Source organism: Bianquea renquensis (assembly GCF_014384895.1).
Taxonomy (GTDB): domain Bacteria; phylum Bacillota; class Clostridia; order Lachnospirales; family Bianqueaceae; genus Bianquea; species Bianquea renquensis.
Map to the genome: position 1 here is coordinate 169,000 of NZ_JACRSQ010000004.1, position 14,964 is coordinate 183,963.

Below are 14,964 nucleotides of genomic sequence, written 5' to 3' on the forward strand. Positions count from 1 at the left end.
GCTATTTCAATAGGGAATTGGTAAAATAAAGAAGGTCATCATTTCGAAAGGCACAGGTAAGAGGAGGACATTATGTTCGAATACGAAAATTATTATAAAGTATACAACGCCAGAGCCGCAGAAGACTATTTTGACGATGCGGAGAAGTTGAGAAGAATTTTAGAGGGCAATAAACCCCCAAAAGGAATGCGGGAAACCGCATATCGATTTCTTCGCCATGAAGCGGAATTTCTGTTGACGTTACTTGAATTTGAGCATAAGCTGGATGCCGATTCCTTTGTAGGCGCGACATCAGCTGAGCTGGAGAAGGACCAGAAGCGCCTGTATCAGGACGTGGAGGAGGACGGCTATAAAAAGAGCTATCTCAACCCAACCTATATGGCCTCCCTATTTGGGGATGCGTGTGGCCCCCTATTATGTGCAATGGCGGCACAGCTCCGGGAGAACATTGAACACGCGTATCGGCATCGCCGATTCGCCATGCACTGGAATCACCTTTTATTTTTTGACGTCTGGGAACAACTTCGGCAGGGGAACGCCCTGGAGCCCCAGGAGATTCGCGGGATTTTAAATGCACATGGAAAGAGATTCCAGAGAGAAAAGGCGGGACTCTGGGTCCATGGAAGGTTTGGTTTTGAGGACTCCTATCGCCGGGATCTCATTATGTCGGCTGATTTGACCAATCCCAGCTATCTCTACCAGCTGGGAGAACGGGTCAGCACGGTGGAGCTTGACTTGTCTTCCTTCATGGCAACCTTAGACGAGGAACGGATCGACAAAATGGCAAGGGCGTATACCCAGGGGTTCCGAAAGGGATTCTTTCGCGATGGAAAAGATATCGTTTTGAAAAATATTGTGGGCATCCGCTATCACATGGGGATGGAGCGGATGATCCGCAGGGCGGTTGAATATTTTGAGGAAGATCTGCATTTCATTCCCTTCATCCAGGAAATCGCCACGACGCCGGTGAATCGTCAGTATATCTATGATCACCGGTTTGACATGGCTGTTTATTTTGATTCAGAGTTCCAGACCCTCCGCTATGAAGCACTGGAGGCAGAGCTGGAGTGCAACCGAGAGATTATCGCCGGCTACGGAGGTCCAGCGGTTGTAGATTCCTTTGGGGAGGTACCTTTTACACCGGAGAGCAAAGCACAACAGATTGTCTTTACGTCAGAACAATCTCAGGAGTATGCCAGCTTTAACACAAAGCTACAGGCCCTGCTAGCCAAGTACGCGCCGCCCAACGAGACCAGCTTTACGATTATCGCCTTTCCATTGCCGACGATCGGTGCGTCATTCGAGGCGATATTCAAAGAGACAGTGGCGGTGAACACGCTGGACACGGAACAGTACGAGAAAGTCCAGCAGACGATCATTGACGCACTGGACAAGGGAAGGGCTGTCTATGTCCGTGGAGCGAAGGGGAACGAGACAGACATAACAGTTCAGCTGCCCGTCATCAACAACCCTGCCAGGGAAACCAATTTTTACAACTGTGTCGCAGATGTCAACATCCCAGTGGGAGAAGTCTTCACATCTCCAAAGCTGGAGGGAACCAACGGCGTTCTGCATCTGGAGGAAATCTATCTGGAAGATCTTCAATACAAGAATCTTCGGCTCGTGTTTCAGGACGGTTATATCCAGGACTATAGCTGTAGCAATTTTGAATCGGAGGAGGACAACAAGCGATATATTGAGGAAAATCTGTTGTTTCCCCATGATACGCTGCCGCTGGGCGAGTTTGCCATCGGGACCAACACGACGGCGTACAAAATGGCAAGAAAATATGGGATTGTCCATCTGCTCCCAATCCTCATCGTAGAAAAGATGGGTCCACATTTTGCCATTGGGGATACCTGTTATGCCAGATCAGAAGATATTCCCGTCTATAATCCGCTGGATGGAAAGGAGATCGTGGCGAGAGATAACGAGCGGTCGCGGCTGCGAAAGGAGGATCCCGCCAAAGCGTACACCCATAAGCACACCGATATTACCCTTCCCTACGAGAGTTTGGGGCAGATCAGTGTACTCTTGGATGGAGGGGATGCCATCGATATCATCCGGGGCGGCCGGTTCGTACTGCGCGGCACGGATCTTTTGAATGATGCGCTGCGGGAACAAGCGTTGGAGGAGAAGAAGGAGGAACAGGATGAGCGATCAACTGTATGATGTCATCATTATCGGGGCTGGACCGGCGGGGTTGACAGCCGCTATATACGCTGGGAGGGCGGAGCTGCGCACCCTTCTGTTAGAGCGAGGATTTCCAGGAGGACAAGTGCTCAACACCTATGAGGTCGACAATTATCCTGGAATGCCCATGTTGTCCGGCATGGAGCTGGCGGCTAAAATGCATGAGCACGCAAGCGCCTATGGCATTGAGATGCTCACGGACGAGGTGATCGATTTGGAGCTTGGCGACCCCATCAAGATCGTGCGGACCATGTCATCCGAGTATCGCGCAAAGACGGTTCTATTTACTGCGGGAGCTGCATGGCGAAAGCTCGGCGTCCCCGGTGAGGAAGAGTTGCGGGGCCGCGGGGTGTCCTACTGCGCTACATGCGACGGAGCGTTTTTCCGTGGAAAAGCTGTGATTGTATTCGGCGGCGGCGACACCGCGGTGGAGGATGCCATCTATCTCGCTAGATTTTGCAAGAAAGTCTATCTGGCGCACCGGAGGGACGCGCTTCGCGCTGTCAAGACACTGCAAAATCAGGCAATGGGAAAAGAGAATATCGAGATTCTATGGAATACAGAACTGCGAGAGATTCATGGCCAGGAGCAGGTGGAAAGCGTGATTCTCTATGACAATCAAAAAAAGGAAGAGAGGAAACTGTCCATCGACGGCGTCTTTATCGCCGTGGGCGTGGATCCGAATGCCGGCCTGTTGAAAGGGAAGGTTGATACGGATAGTGCCGGCTATATCATCAGCGATGAAGATTGCCAGACGTCGATTCCAGGGGTTTTTGCGGCGGGGGACGTCAGGAGAAAACGTCTTCGCCAGATCATTACGGCCGCGGCTGACGGCGCGGTGGCCATCAATGGCATCCAGGCGTATCTTGCAGAAAAGTTCTAAGAATCTTTCGACCTTATTTCACAATTTATACCAAAAAGTGAAAAGTTTATGAATATTTGTTGACAGTCTTCGTCCTCTTTGCTATGATAGGAAGGTAAAAATCCTATCCAAGGAAAGGGGACTTATTTAATGGCTTCACAAGCAGGTTTTTTTGAAAAAACCTTTAAGTTGAGCGAGCACAAGACCAGTCTCAGGACGGAGATTGTAGCTGGCTTGACGACCTTTATGACCATGGCGTACATACTGGCAGTCAATCCCAACCTTTTGTCTGCAACAGGAATGCCCTCCGGCGAATTGTTTACGGCCACGGTGCTGGCCAGTGTCATCGGAACTCTGGCGATGGCCCTTTTGGCGAACTATCCCTTCGCCCTGGCGCCCGGTATGGGGCTCAATGCCTATTTTGCCTTCACAGTATGTGGTGGCAATATGGGATACCCCTGGCAGTTGGCTTTGCTGGCCGTCTTCATCGAGGGTGTCATCTTTATCCTGTTGAGCTTCGTCAACGTGAGAGAGGCGATTTTCAACGCTATCCCCCAGAGCTTAAAATATGGAATATCGGCCGGCATCGGTCTTTTCATCGCGTTTATTGGCTTGCAGAACGCGGGGATCGTCGTGGCCGAGGCAAGCACTAAGGTTACCCTTGGCCACATAACCCAGGCGGGGCCGCTGCTGGCTCTGATTGGATTGCTGATTATCGCCATCTTGTACGTGCGCAAAGTAAAAGGGGCGCTCTTAATCGGCATTATCGCCACCTATATTTTGGGGCTGATCGCGGAAGGGATCGGCTGGTATCAGGTTGATGTGGAGGCCGGCGTCTACTCTCTCGTTCCCCAGGGCCAGTTCCTGGGAATCTTCGCGCTGCCCAGCGGCCTTGGGGAGATTGGCGGAGCGTGCTTTAACTTCAGCGCCATGGGCGATATCAATATCCTCGACCTGATTGTCATCGTGTTTGCATTCCTGTTCGTTGACATGTTCGACACCATCGGGACTCTCATCGGCGTATCCAGCAAGGCGGATATGCTGGACAAGGAAGGCAAGCTGCCCAAGGCGAAGCAGGCCCTGCTGGCCGACGCCGTTGCCACCACGGCAGGCGCGGTGCTTGGAACCTCCACCACGACTACATACGTGGAAAGCGCTTCCGGTGTCGCGGAAGGTGGACGCACGGGTCTGACGGCGATCGTCGTTGCACTTCTGTTCTTGCTGTCCCTGTTCCTGTCCCCGCTATTCCTAGCGATTCCCAGCTTTGCAACGGCTCCGGCGCTGATCTTCGTTGGCTTCCTGATGATGGAATCCTTCCTGAAGGTGAACTTCTCCGAAGCGACGGAGGCCATACCTGCGTTTATCGCGGCTATGATGATGCCCTTTGCCTACAGTATCTCGGAGGGAATCGCCTTCGGTGTCATCTCCTACGTGATTATCAATCTTTGCGGTAAGAAGTGGAAGAAAGTCCACCCCGTGATGATCGTGCTATCCATCTTGTTTATCCTGTATTACATCTTTGTCAAATAAGAAAACCAGCTTGAATCGAAGCATATCGGCCGGATTTGAAGAGAGTAGAGGACTCTTCCGATCCGGCCGATCTTATATTGGAATACCGGAACCTCCTTCCAATCGAGATTCATGAAAACGTAAGAAACCATATGGAAAATTAGGTTGAATTTCCTGCTTGAAATCTGCTATAATGGGAATCATAGTAGAAGGATGGCCCCGTTGCATGTTCGCTTCGGGACTGTATACGTTTGCTGTTGGAGGGAACTATGCTTAAGACACGTATTTCCGCCGGCTCATCCCTGCGGAATTTTAAAATATCAGATGGATATGGTGGAAAGCGAAGGCGAGGTTGGTGGAAACCCGTGCTGAGTCTTCTGTTGATCCTTTGCCTTGGCGGCGCCGGCGTTTTCGGATACTTTCAGTGGAGAGGTCTCCAGGACGAACTTGCGGAACAGAAGAATACCATTGCAAGTCTTGAGGAGTCGCTAAAAAAGGCGGAGGACGAGCGGTCTCTGCTGCAGCAGTCTGTGGAACAAAAGGATCAGAAGATTGAAGAGCTGACCAACGCCATGAATGATCCGGACCAAGAACCGGCTTCGTCCAATCCATTGAAGCCTCAGACCACGGTTCGCCGCGCGTACTTAACCTTCGATGATGGACCCAGTGAGAATGCCAACCGTGTGATGGACATTCTGGATCAATATGGGATCAAAGGGACGTTTTTTATGAACGGGAAAGAATCAGAATTGGCGGCTCAGGTCTATTCCCGGGTTATGGATGATGGACATGTGCTTGCCAACCATACGTATTCCCATGTATATAAGGATATTTATGCCTCGTGGGACGCATTTTATGCTGATATCGTCAAGATGGAAAACTGTGTAAAAAATCAGACAGGCAGAGAGATGGCCAAGATCGTTCGATTTCCTGGCGGTTCTAACAACGGGACAAAGGAAATAACGCTGGAGATCAAAGAGAAGTTGACGGATCTGGGTTATACCTTTTTCGACTGGAATGTATCGGGACAGGATGCCATCGGTAAGAATGTCAGCGCCGATGCCATCTACAAGAATGTGGTCGAGACTTCGCAGGGCAAGCTTGATGCGGTGGTCCTGCTTCACACCACGAACAATACCAATAATACGGTGGAGGCGCTCCCCAAGATCATTGAATATTTAAAGGGGGAGGGATTTGAGTTTCACACCCTGGATGAACAGGATGCGCCTGTCTCCATAGTATTCAAAAATTAACCTAAAATTTTGGCATATTTTCTTGTGGAAAGGATAGCCGGAGGCCTTGTCTTTCGGCTATTTTTTGTGTATAATAGTATGCGAGAAAGTGAGGGGGTTTTATAAGAATGAAAGTGGAATTGGACTGCCATACTCATACCGTCAGCAGCGGCCACGCGTATAGTACCTGGCAGGAGAATGCCCATGTAGCAGCCTCCAGGGGACTCAAGCTGATTGCCAATACGGACCATGCGCCGTCCATGCCGGGAGGCGCCCACGAATACTATTTTCAGAATCTGGGCAGCCTGCCGAAGGTATATGAGGGAGTCCGCGTCTTAGCAGGTGCGGAAGTCAATATTTTGAACCAGCGCGGTCATGTGGATTTGCCGGACCCACTTCTTCGGAAGCTGGATTATGTGGTCGCCAGCGTTCACTCGCCGTGTATCGCGGGGGAAACAGAGTTTGACGTCGTGACGGCTTACCGTCAGACGATGATGAATCACCCATGCGTTACCGCCATCGGCCATCCGGACGGAACGCGGTTGCCAGGCGATCCAGTCCTCGACTATGATGCATTGACCGATGCGGCTAAACAATATGGGGTTTTGCTTGAGATCAATAACCATTCCCTGGTTGCTGCGCAGTACAGCGAGAGGGCCAGCCGCAACTACCGGAGCCTTTTGCGGTACTGTAAAGAGAAGGAGCTCTCTGTCATACTTGCATCCGACGCCCATTTCAGTGGATATGTGGGACAGATGGATGAGGCGGTCCGGTTGCTGGAGGAAGAGAAATTTCCCGTTGAGTTGGTTCTCAATACTTGCGCCGAGAGATTCCTTACATATCTACAAGAAAGACGAAAGGGATTGGGAATGGGGGGCGCGCCATGAGCGAAAAAGCTCCCTGATGGATTCCAGAACAGGCGTGTCAAAAACGGAGGATGCATATGAATGATAAGCTTAGACGGGCGGATGCGGATTTGTTGTTTCAGGGGATCCTATCCTTACAGACCATAGACGAATGTTATGCGTTCTTTGAGGACATCTGTACGGTTCATGAGATACAGTCCTTATCGCAGCGAATGGAAGTCGCCCGCATGCTGAAGCAGGGTGTCACCTACACGGAGATCAGCGAAAAGACGGGCGCGTCGACGGCCACCATAAGCCGGGTCAACCGTTGCCTGAACTACGGGGCAGATGGATACAATATGGTACTAGAGCGTTTGGAGTTGGAAAAGGAAAGTCGAGATCAGGATTCGACGGAAAACGGTCAGCCGTTGTGAGCGCCGTTTTTTTATGGAGGAGAATGGGTACGGACAATAAATATGCAGCATTGAATGAAATGCAAAGGAGAGCGGTCTTTCAGACAGAAGGGCCGGTTTTAATTTTGGCTGGCGCAGGCAGCGGGAAAACGAGGGTTTTAACCCACAGGATGGCGTATCTGATTGAGGAGATCATGGTTCCGTCCTATCATATATTAGCCATTACCTTCACCAACAAGGCAGCCAAGGAGATGAAGGAGCGGGTTGAGAAATTAATCGGGGATCCCGCGAGAGAGGCGTGGATATCCACGTTTCATTCAGCCTGTATCCGAATTTTGCGCCGGCACTGCTCGCTGCTCGGATATACCGACGGATTTACAATCTATGATCCCGAGGATCAAAAAAATGTGATCCGGAGGCTGCTGAGGGAGATGAACATCAACGAAAAGATGTTTACGCCTCGGTCGGTTCTGGGGGCAATCAGCCATGCAAAGGACGAGCTGGTCACACCTTCGCGCTATGATGAGATTGCGAAAGGCGATCTGTTTAAAGAAAAAGTTGCGGTCCTATATCACCGCTATCAGAAAGCGCTGCTTGAGAATCAGGCTATGGATTTTGATGATATTATTGCGAAGACGGTGGCGCTGTTTGAGCAGAATCCAGAAATTTTGGAGTACTATCAGGAGAAATTTCGCTATATCATGGTCGATGAGTATCAGGATACGAATACGGCGCAGTACCGTCTCATCCGACTGTTGGCGAACAAGTACGAGAACCTATGCGTCGTCGGGGATGACGATCAGTCCATCTACCGCTTTCGAGGCGCCAACATACGCAACATATTAGATTTTGAAAAGGACTATCAGGATGCCTGTGTGATCCGGCTGGAAGAAAACTACCGCTCGACGCAGACAATCCTGGATGCGGCGAATGCAGTCATTGCACATAATGTGGGCCGAAAAAGCAAAACTCTGTGGACCCAGAATGAAACCGGCGATCCTATCCGCGTATATGAGGCATATAACGAGGAGGAGGAGGCCAATTATGTCGCAGAGCAAATAATCCAAAAGGTTTCCGGAAAGACTAGACGGTACATCGACATGGCGATCCTTTTTCGAACCAACGCCCAGTCCCGCGCGCTGGAAGAGCGGATGATCATGGCGAACATTCCATACCGGCTATACGGAGGAACCCCGTTCTACCAGCGCATGGAAATCAAAGATATTTTATGCTATCTGAGACTGATTGCCAATGATAAAGATTATGTGGCCGCTGAACGGATTCTCAACGTCCCGAAGCGAGGGATCGGCACCGTTACTGTCGAGAAGCTGCGCAGCTTTGCGGTAGAACAAAGCTACGGAATTACTGAGGCGATCGAGCAAAGCGTTCTTTCGGAGGAGCTGCGGCGCGCATCGAAAAAGTTGAGTCCTGTCGGGGAATTGTTCACCGCTTTTCGAGGGCAGGCACAGGATGTGAGCCTGACAGAATTTATCCCGCTGATCATGGAAAAAGTGGGCTATAAGGACTATCTTCGGGAAGAGGATCCGGAACGGTATGAGGACCGCATACAAAACCTGGACGAATTTGTGAACCGTGCGGCGGAATATGAGGAAACCGCACCGGAGCCCTCCCTGGGTGGATTTTTGGAAGAATTGGCTCTGGTCGCCGCCATCGACAGTTTTGAGGAGGGGGCTGATGCCGTGTCCATGATGACACTCCACAGCGCCAAAGGGCTGGAATTTCCAGTTGTCTTTATGACGGGGATGGAAGACGGCATTTTTCCGGGCTATATGAGCTTGACCAGCGGAGACGAGGAAGACATTGAGGAAGAAAGGCGGCTGTGCTATGTCGGAATAACGCGGGCGCAGAAAGAACTATATATGACATATGCAAAAATCCGGCGCGTTCATGGGTTGGAACAGATCTCCAAGGTATCGCAGTTTATGCGGGAGATTCCCATGGATTTGCTGGAAGAGGAGGTAGGGAAGATGGAACAAAAAGAAGAAGGACCGGTGCGCAAGTTTGTCAAAACCCCAGAGGTCCATTTTCAAAATCGGTACGTGGGGAAAAACGTAGCCCCGCCGGTTTCTCAGCCGGGAGGCCCGGGAGAGGGATTTGCGCCCGGGGATTTGGTCACCCATCGCAAATTTGGCTTAGGTACGGTTAAGGAGGTTCAATCTGTCAATGCAGACTATCAGGTGAAAGTCAACTTTGTGAAAGTCGGTGAAAAGACATTATTCGCAAAGCTGGCGGGCATTAAGAAGGTTGAAGAATAAAGGCCAGCGAATATTCCGTAGGAGATGAAATGGAATGGCAGAGGATACGATTGAGAAGCTTAAGAAATTGACGAAACGGTTGAATGATGCCGCCGAGGCTTATTATCAACAAGACCGAGAGATCATGACTAATTTTGAGTACGATGCGCTGTACGATGAGCTTGTCGCGCTCGAGAGGGAAACGGGCATGGTGCTCTCGGAAAGCCCAACACGGCATGTGGGCTACCAAATTCAAAGTTCTTTGCCGAAGGTTTCGCATAGTACGCCAATGCTGTCACTGGACAAGACTAAGTCTCCAGGCGCGCTGAGGGATTGGCTGGGCTCACAGACGGGCCTATTGTCCTGGAAGCTTGACGGCTTAACCATTGTGCTACAGTATGACCAGGGAGCGCTCACCCGGGCTGTCACCAGGGGAAATGGGGAAGTGGGGGAGGATATCACCCCCAATGCGAAGGTATTTCGCAATATTCCTCTGGAAATTCCGTACAAGGGGGAACTGATCCTGCGGGGGGAAGCCGTCATTTCTTACGGCGAATTCACGAGGATCAACGAAGCGCTGCCGCCGGAAGAACAATATAAGAATCCCCGAAATCTCTGCAGCGGATCGGTCCGGCAGCTGAATAATGAGATTACGGCCAAGCGGGGCGTTCACTATTTTGTGTTTGGACTCGTCTTGGCACAGGACATGGACTTTCATGATTCTAAGGAAGAGATGATGACCTTCATTCAATCCTTAGGGTTTGAGACGGTGGAATTCTGCAAGGTTGACGCGCAGACGGTGGAGGAGGCTGTCCAGAGTTTTGAAGGGCGGATCGCCGAATCAGAGTTCCCATCGGATGGCCTTGTCCTCACCTTCAACAGCATCTCGTATTCGGAATCTCTTGGCAGAACGGCCAAGTTTCCCCGGGATTCCATTGCTTTTAAATGGCAGGATGAAACCCGCTCTACGGTCCTGCGAGACATCGAATGGAATACCTCGCGGACAGGGCTGATCAATCCTGTCGCGATTTTTGACCCAGTGGAATTGGAGGGAACCACAGTTCAGAGGGCTAGCATTCACAATATCAGCATTATGGAGGAGCTAGAACTGGGAATCGGTGATGAGATTGAGGTCTATAAGGCCAATATGATCATTCCTCAGATCGGAGAGAATCTGACGCGCAGCGGTACAGCGGTCATTCCGGAATACTGTCCCCGGTGCGGCGGCGCGGCGAAGGTCAGCGACGGCCGGGAGGCCAAGGTGCTGTACTGTACGAATCCTAACTGTGGGGCGAAACTGCTCATGGCCTTTACCCACTTTACCACCCGGAATGCTATGAATATTGAAGGCTTGTCAGAGGCAACCCTAGAGAAATTCATCGACATGGGGTTTCTGGAATCCTTTGGAGACATCTACCGTCTCAAGGAGCACAAAGCGGATATTGAGTCCATGGAAGGATTCGGGGAAAGGTCAGCCCAAAATCTTTTTGCCTCCATCGAGCGCTCCCGAGATGCGGAGATGCCCCGATTTATCAATGCTCTGGGGATTCAGAACGTGGGGTTAGCCAATGCGCGGCTTTTGTGTAAGGCGTACCGGCAAGATCTGACGGCGATTCTGGCGGCCAAGGAGGAGGAACTGGCGTCTATCGACGGGTTTGGGGACATCATCGCGAACCGTGTGTATGAATACTTCCAAAATCCAATCAATCGGGACGTCGTTGAAGACTTGCTGCGATATGTGCGATTTGCTCCCGCGGAAGAGTCCGAGGAGGCGGCCCAGATGCCTTTGGAGGGGAAAACCTTCGTCATCACGGGAAATCTGGAACATTTCGAAAACCGTGACGCGCTTGTGGATTTTATCATCAAGCGCGGTGGAAAGGCTGTCGCCAGTGTCAGCAAGAAGACCTCGTATCTGATCAACAATGACACGGCCAGCAGCTCATCTAAGAATAAGAAAGCGCAGGAGCTTGGGATCCCCATACTCAGCGAGGAGGAGTTCCTTCGTTTGGTCGAGGACGAGATATAATGTGGGAAGCCGCCGGAACGTCGGAGGACGATATCCAGGCGGCTTTTATGTGCGCGGAAATTTAAGTATGGAGTGTAGACAAACCTACATATATTGAATATGAAGCACACTTTTGGGAAGCCTAGGTAAAGAATAATTAACAAAGGATTAGCGAGAATGACAGTTCCATAATTTGGGGAACTATGGTATAATAATCGCGTGAGCGATTATACGCGCCGGTCGCGCGGTGAGCGGAGCGAACAAACCGCTGCGCGACCGTGTGCAAGTTGTGAAGTTATATCATGGCCGGAGGCCATGGTATAATAATCGCGTGAGCGATTATACGCGCCGGCCGCGCGGTGCGCGAGGGAATGGAGGGGTAGAGTGAGTGAAAGAATCCATCTGATACAACGTACATCCGTTCAGGAGCAGAGCGAAAGCGATGGAAATCCCCCACTGTATTTGTTTCATGAGGGGACAAACTATCGCGCATATGAATATTTTGGCGCTCACTTGAACGGAGAGGAGACGGCATTCCGTGTGTGGGCGCCCAGAGCGAGAGCGGTCAAGGTCGTGGGAGATTTCAACCAATGGGGAGAGGAGGAGGCAGTTCCCTTAAGCCGAATCTCAGACAACGGTGTCTGGGAAGGGAAGGCCCTGGGCTTCCGGGAATTTGACCTCTATAAATTTCGAATTGAGACGGAGGATGGCCGTGTTTTGATGAAAAGCGATCCCTATGGATTTCATATGGAGACGCGCCCGTCCACGGCGTCCAAAATTTACGATATGAGCAAGTATGTTTGGCAGGATACACGTTGGCGCCAATACTGCCGTCAGCATCCAGCATACGAATCGGCTATGAATATATACGAAGTTCACGCCGGATCCTGGAGGCGGTATGCCGATGGCAATGTGTATGATTACCGAAAACTTGCGGAGGAGCTGATCCCGTATGTAAAGGAGATGGGATACACCCATATCGAGCTTATGCCCCTGGCAGAATATCCCTTCGACGGATCGTGGGGATATCAGGTTATCGGATATTATGCACCCACATCCCGCTATGGGACGCCGGATGATCTCCGACACTTTGTCGATCAATGCCATCAGCAAAGCATCGGTGTGATCATGGACTGGGTACCGGCTCATTTTCCGCGGGATGCGTCGGGGTTGGCTGAATTTGACGGAGGCCCTCTGTACGAATACGCGGATCCGAGAAAAGGCGAGCACGCACAGTGGGGAACGAAAGTATTTGACTATGGCCGTCCGGAGGTCATGAGCTTTTTAATATCCAACGCGATGTACTGGCTGGATCAGTTTCATATGGACGGTCTGCGGGTGGACGCAGTTGCCAGTATGCTATACCTGGATTATGGCCGGGATAGTGGGGCTTGGATTCCCAATCAATATGGAGGAAACGAAAATCTGGAGGCCGTCAACTTTCTTAAGAAGCTGAACGAGGCGATTTTTAAGGAGCATCCCAGCGCGCTTATGATCGCGGAGGAATCGACGGCATGGCCGATGGTGACGAAGCCAGTCTACATGGGAGGCCTGGGGTTCAATTTTAAATGGAACATGGGCTGGATGAATGACATGCTCCACTACATTTCCCTGGATCCTTTTTTCCGAAAAGACAATCATCGAGATATTACATTTAGCCTGACCTATGCTTTTTCGGAAAATTATATCTTGCCCTTGTCCCACGACGAGGTGGTGCATGGAAAAAAATCACTGTTGGATAAAGCGCCGGGAACCTATGAAGAAAAATTTGCAAATTTGCGGGCTTTTTATGGGTATGCCATGGCGCATCCTGGAAAAAAACTGCTGTTTATGGGGAGCGAATTCGGTTCCTTCTCTGAGTGGAACTACCAGAGAGAGCTGGATTGGAATCTGCTCCAATATGAATCCCACAGCGCGATGTTGGAGTATGTGCGGGATCTGAACTGGTTTTACCGCAGCCACAGCGCTTTGTTTCAACAGGATGACAGCTGGAAAGGATTTGCGTGGATCAGCCCTGACGATCAATCGCAGAATATCATCTCGTTTCGGCGCATTGACCGGCAGGGGCGCGAGGTCGTTGTCGTCGTGAATTTTGCACCCGTTCGCCGCGATCGATACCGAATTGGCCTCTACCGGGAGGGCGAGTATGTGGAAGCTTTCAGCAGTGACCGTTCTGCCTACGGCGGGTCGGGGGTTGAAAATCGCCACATCCTATATACACAGAGAAAGCCATACCATGGATATAGTCATTCCATGGAGATCACCATTCCCCCTCTGGCCTGCCTATACTTCACACCGGTGGAGAAGCCGTATCGGGGAAAGCGGACGCCAGCTAGAAGGCAGAGTGCGAGGAGAAAACGGTAAAGAAAGCCGAAAGTCGGCTTGGGCTGCGGCGGTGTACCGCAGTGATAAAATATATTGTTCAAGTGGAGGTTGTGCATATGAGAAGTAAAAAGGATTGTGTGGCAATGCTTCTGGCAGGAGGCCAGGGAAGCCGGCTGGGGGTTCTCACAAAGAAAGTCGCCAAACCCGCGATTCCCTTTAGCGGGAAGTACAGAATTATCGATTTTACATTGAGCAATTGTATCAATTCTGGCATTGATACAGTTGGTGTCCTGACACAATATCAGCCTCTCGAATTAAATGCGTACATCGGCAACGGTCAGCCGTGGGATCTGGACCGCAATGACGGAGGTGTCGCAATCTTGCCGCCCTATGTTCGCGGCAAAGAAGGAGAATGGTATAAAGGAACGGCAAACGCAATCTACCAAAACATGCAGTTCATTGAGCGCTACGATCCAGAATACGTAGTCATCCTGTCAGGCGACCATATCTACAAAATGGATTACTCAGAGATGATCCGATTCCATAAGGAAAAGAAAGCCGCCTGTACCATTGCAGTGTTGAACGTGTCCCTTGAGGAGGCTAGCCGCTTTGGTATCATGAATACCTACGAGGATAATCGAATCTATGAGTTTGAAGAAAAACCAGCCCACCCAAAGTCTACGAAAGCCTCCATGGGCGTGTATGTGTTTAGCTGGGATAAGCTTCGATTTTATCTGACAAAGGATGAGGAGAATCCGACTTCCTCCAATGATTTTGGAAAGGATATCATACCCGCCATGGTGGAGGGGGACGAGTCGGTATACGCCTATGAATTTGACGGGTATTGGAAGGATGTAGGGACAATTGAATCTCTGTGGGAAGCGAATATGGAGCTCCTCGAGGAGGATAGCCCCATCAATCTCCACGATCCCTCCTGGCGTATCTATGCGAGAAACCCTAACGAACCTCCCCATTATGCCGCGGACGGCGCTGTCATTAAAAAATCGATGGTGACAGAGGGAACACAGATTTATGGCACGGTGGAGCACTCGGTCATATTCTACGGCGGGTACGTGGGAAAGGATGCGATTGTCCGAGATTCTATTGTTTTGCCCGGCGCTAGGGTTGAAGAGGGAGCGGTTGTCGAATACTCGATCATTGGCCAAGATTCCATCATCAGCCGAAACGCCGCGGTTGGGCAGAGAAAAGAAGAGTGCCCCAAGGGCGCAATTGCGGTTGTGGGGGACGAGCTGGTGGTAGGCGAAGGCGTGGCCGTCGAGGCCGGAGAAATGCTCGACGCAAATCGAATCAATGACTAAAGGAGG

10 protein-coding genes are annotated in these 14,964 nt (G+C 50.9%); all 10 read left to right on the forward strand.

Going from position 1 to position 14,964, the window contains the following annotated elements:
• The first annotated feature begins 72 nt into the window (after positions 1-72).
• Positions 73-2,172: an aminopeptidase gene (locus tag H8730_RS04610; RefSeq protein WP_177715752.1), complete on the forward strand. Its 2,100-nt coding sequence runs from the start codon at positions 73-75 to the stop codon at positions 2,170-2,172.
• Positions 2,153-3,076, forward strand: a complete 924-nt coding sequence (gene trxB / locus H8730_RS04615) for a thioredoxin-disulfide reductase (RefSeq protein ID WP_177715754.1) — start codon at positions 2,153-2,155, stop codon at positions 3,074-3,076. Before H8730_RS04610 ends, trxB begins: the two co-directional genes overlap by 20 nt.
• Before the next feature lie 129 nt (positions 3,077-3,205).
• Positions 3,206-4,585 carry an NCS2 family permease gene (locus tag H8730_RS04620; RefSeq protein ID WP_177715756.1) on the forward strand — a complete coding sequence of 460 codons (1,380 nt, stop codon included), beginning with the start codon at positions 3,206-3,208 and terminating at the stop codon, positions 4,583-4,585.
• Positions 4,586-4,833: 248 nt separating this feature from the next.
• The gene (locus H8730_RS04625) at positions 4,834-5,817 is read left to right on the forward strand and encodes a polysaccharide deacetylase family protein (protein WP_177715758.1); all 984 of its coding nucleotides are present in this window, start codon (positions 4,834-4,836) and stop codon (positions 5,815-5,817) included.
• A 107-nt stretch (positions 5,818-5,924) separates the two neighbouring features.
• Complete coding sequence (locus H8730_RS04630; protein ID WP_177715760.1) at positions 5,925-6,683, forward strand: phosphatase; 759 nt, start codon at positions 5,925-5,927, stop codon at positions 6,681-6,683.
• Between the two features lie 50 nt (positions 6,684-6,733).
• Positions 6,734-7,075, forward strand: a complete 342-nt coding sequence (locus H8730_RS04635; protein WP_177715762.1) for a YerC/YecD family TrpR-related protein — start codon at positions 6,734-6,736, stop codon at positions 7,073-7,075.
• Positions 7,076-7,098: 23 nt separating this feature from the next.
• Entirely contained in the window at positions 7,099-9,330 is a 2,232-nt protein-coding gene (locus H8730_RS04640; RefSeq protein ID WP_177715764.1) for an ATP-dependent helicase, read from the forward strand.
• Positions 9,331-9,364: 34 nt separating this feature from the next.
• Complete coding sequence (gene ligA / locus H8730_RS04645; protein WP_177715766.1) at positions 9,365-11,335, forward strand: NAD-dependent DNA ligase LigA; 1,971 nt, start codon at positions 9,365-9,367, stop codon at positions 11,333-11,335.
• 363 nt (positions 11,336-11,698) lie between these two features.
• Positions 11,699-13,678 (forward strand): 1,4-alpha-glucan branching protein GlgB, encoded by a 1,980-nt coding sequence (gene glgB, locus H8730_RS04650; RefSeq protein WP_249289493.1) that lies wholly within the window; start codon positions 11,699-11,701, stop codon positions 13,676-13,678.
• Between the two features lie 77 nt (positions 13,679-13,755).
• Positions 13,756-14,958, forward strand: a complete 1,203-nt coding sequence (locus H8730_RS04655; RefSeq protein ID WP_177715768.1) for a glucose-1-phosphate adenylyltransferase — start codon at positions 13,756-13,758, stop codon at positions 14,956-14,958.
• Positions 14,959-14,964: the final 6 nt, after the last annotated feature.

Excerpts from the sequence above, each read along its gene's own strand:
- H8730_RS04610 (WP_177715752.1), top strand. The coding sequence starts at position 73 with ATGTTCGAATACGAAAATTATTATAAAGTATACAACGCCAGAGCCGCA.
- trxB (WP_177715754.1), top strand. The coding sequence starts at position 2,153 with ATGAGCGATCAACTGTATGATGTCATCATTATCGGGGCTGGACCGGCG.
- H8730_RS04620 (WP_177715756.1), top strand. The coding sequence starts at position 3,206 with ATGGCTTCACAAGCAGGTTTTTTTGAAAAAACCTTTAAGTTGAGCGAG.
- H8730_RS04625 (WP_177715758.1), top strand. The coding sequence starts at position 4,834 with ATGCTTAAGACACGTATTTCCGCCGGCTCATCCCTGCGGAATTTTAAA.
- H8730_RS04630 (WP_177715760.1), top strand. The coding sequence starts at position 5,925 with ATGAAAGTGGAATTGGACTGCCATACTCATACCGTCAGCAGCGGCCAC.
- H8730_RS04635 (WP_177715762.1), top strand. The coding sequence starts at position 6,734 with ATGCATATGAATGATAAGCTTAGACGGGCGGATGCGGATTTGTTGTTT.
- H8730_RS04640 (WP_177715764.1), top strand. The coding sequence starts at position 7,099 with ATGGGTACGGACAATAAATATGCAGCATTGAATGAAATGCAAAGGAGA.
- ligA (WP_177715766.1), top strand. The coding sequence starts at position 9,365 with ATGGCAGAGGATACGATTGAGAAGCTTAAGAAATTGACGAAACGGTTG.
- H8730_RS04655 (WP_177715768.1), top strand. The coding sequence starts at position 13,756 with ATGAGAAGTAAAAAGGATTGTGTGGCAATGCTTCTGGCAGGAGGCCAG.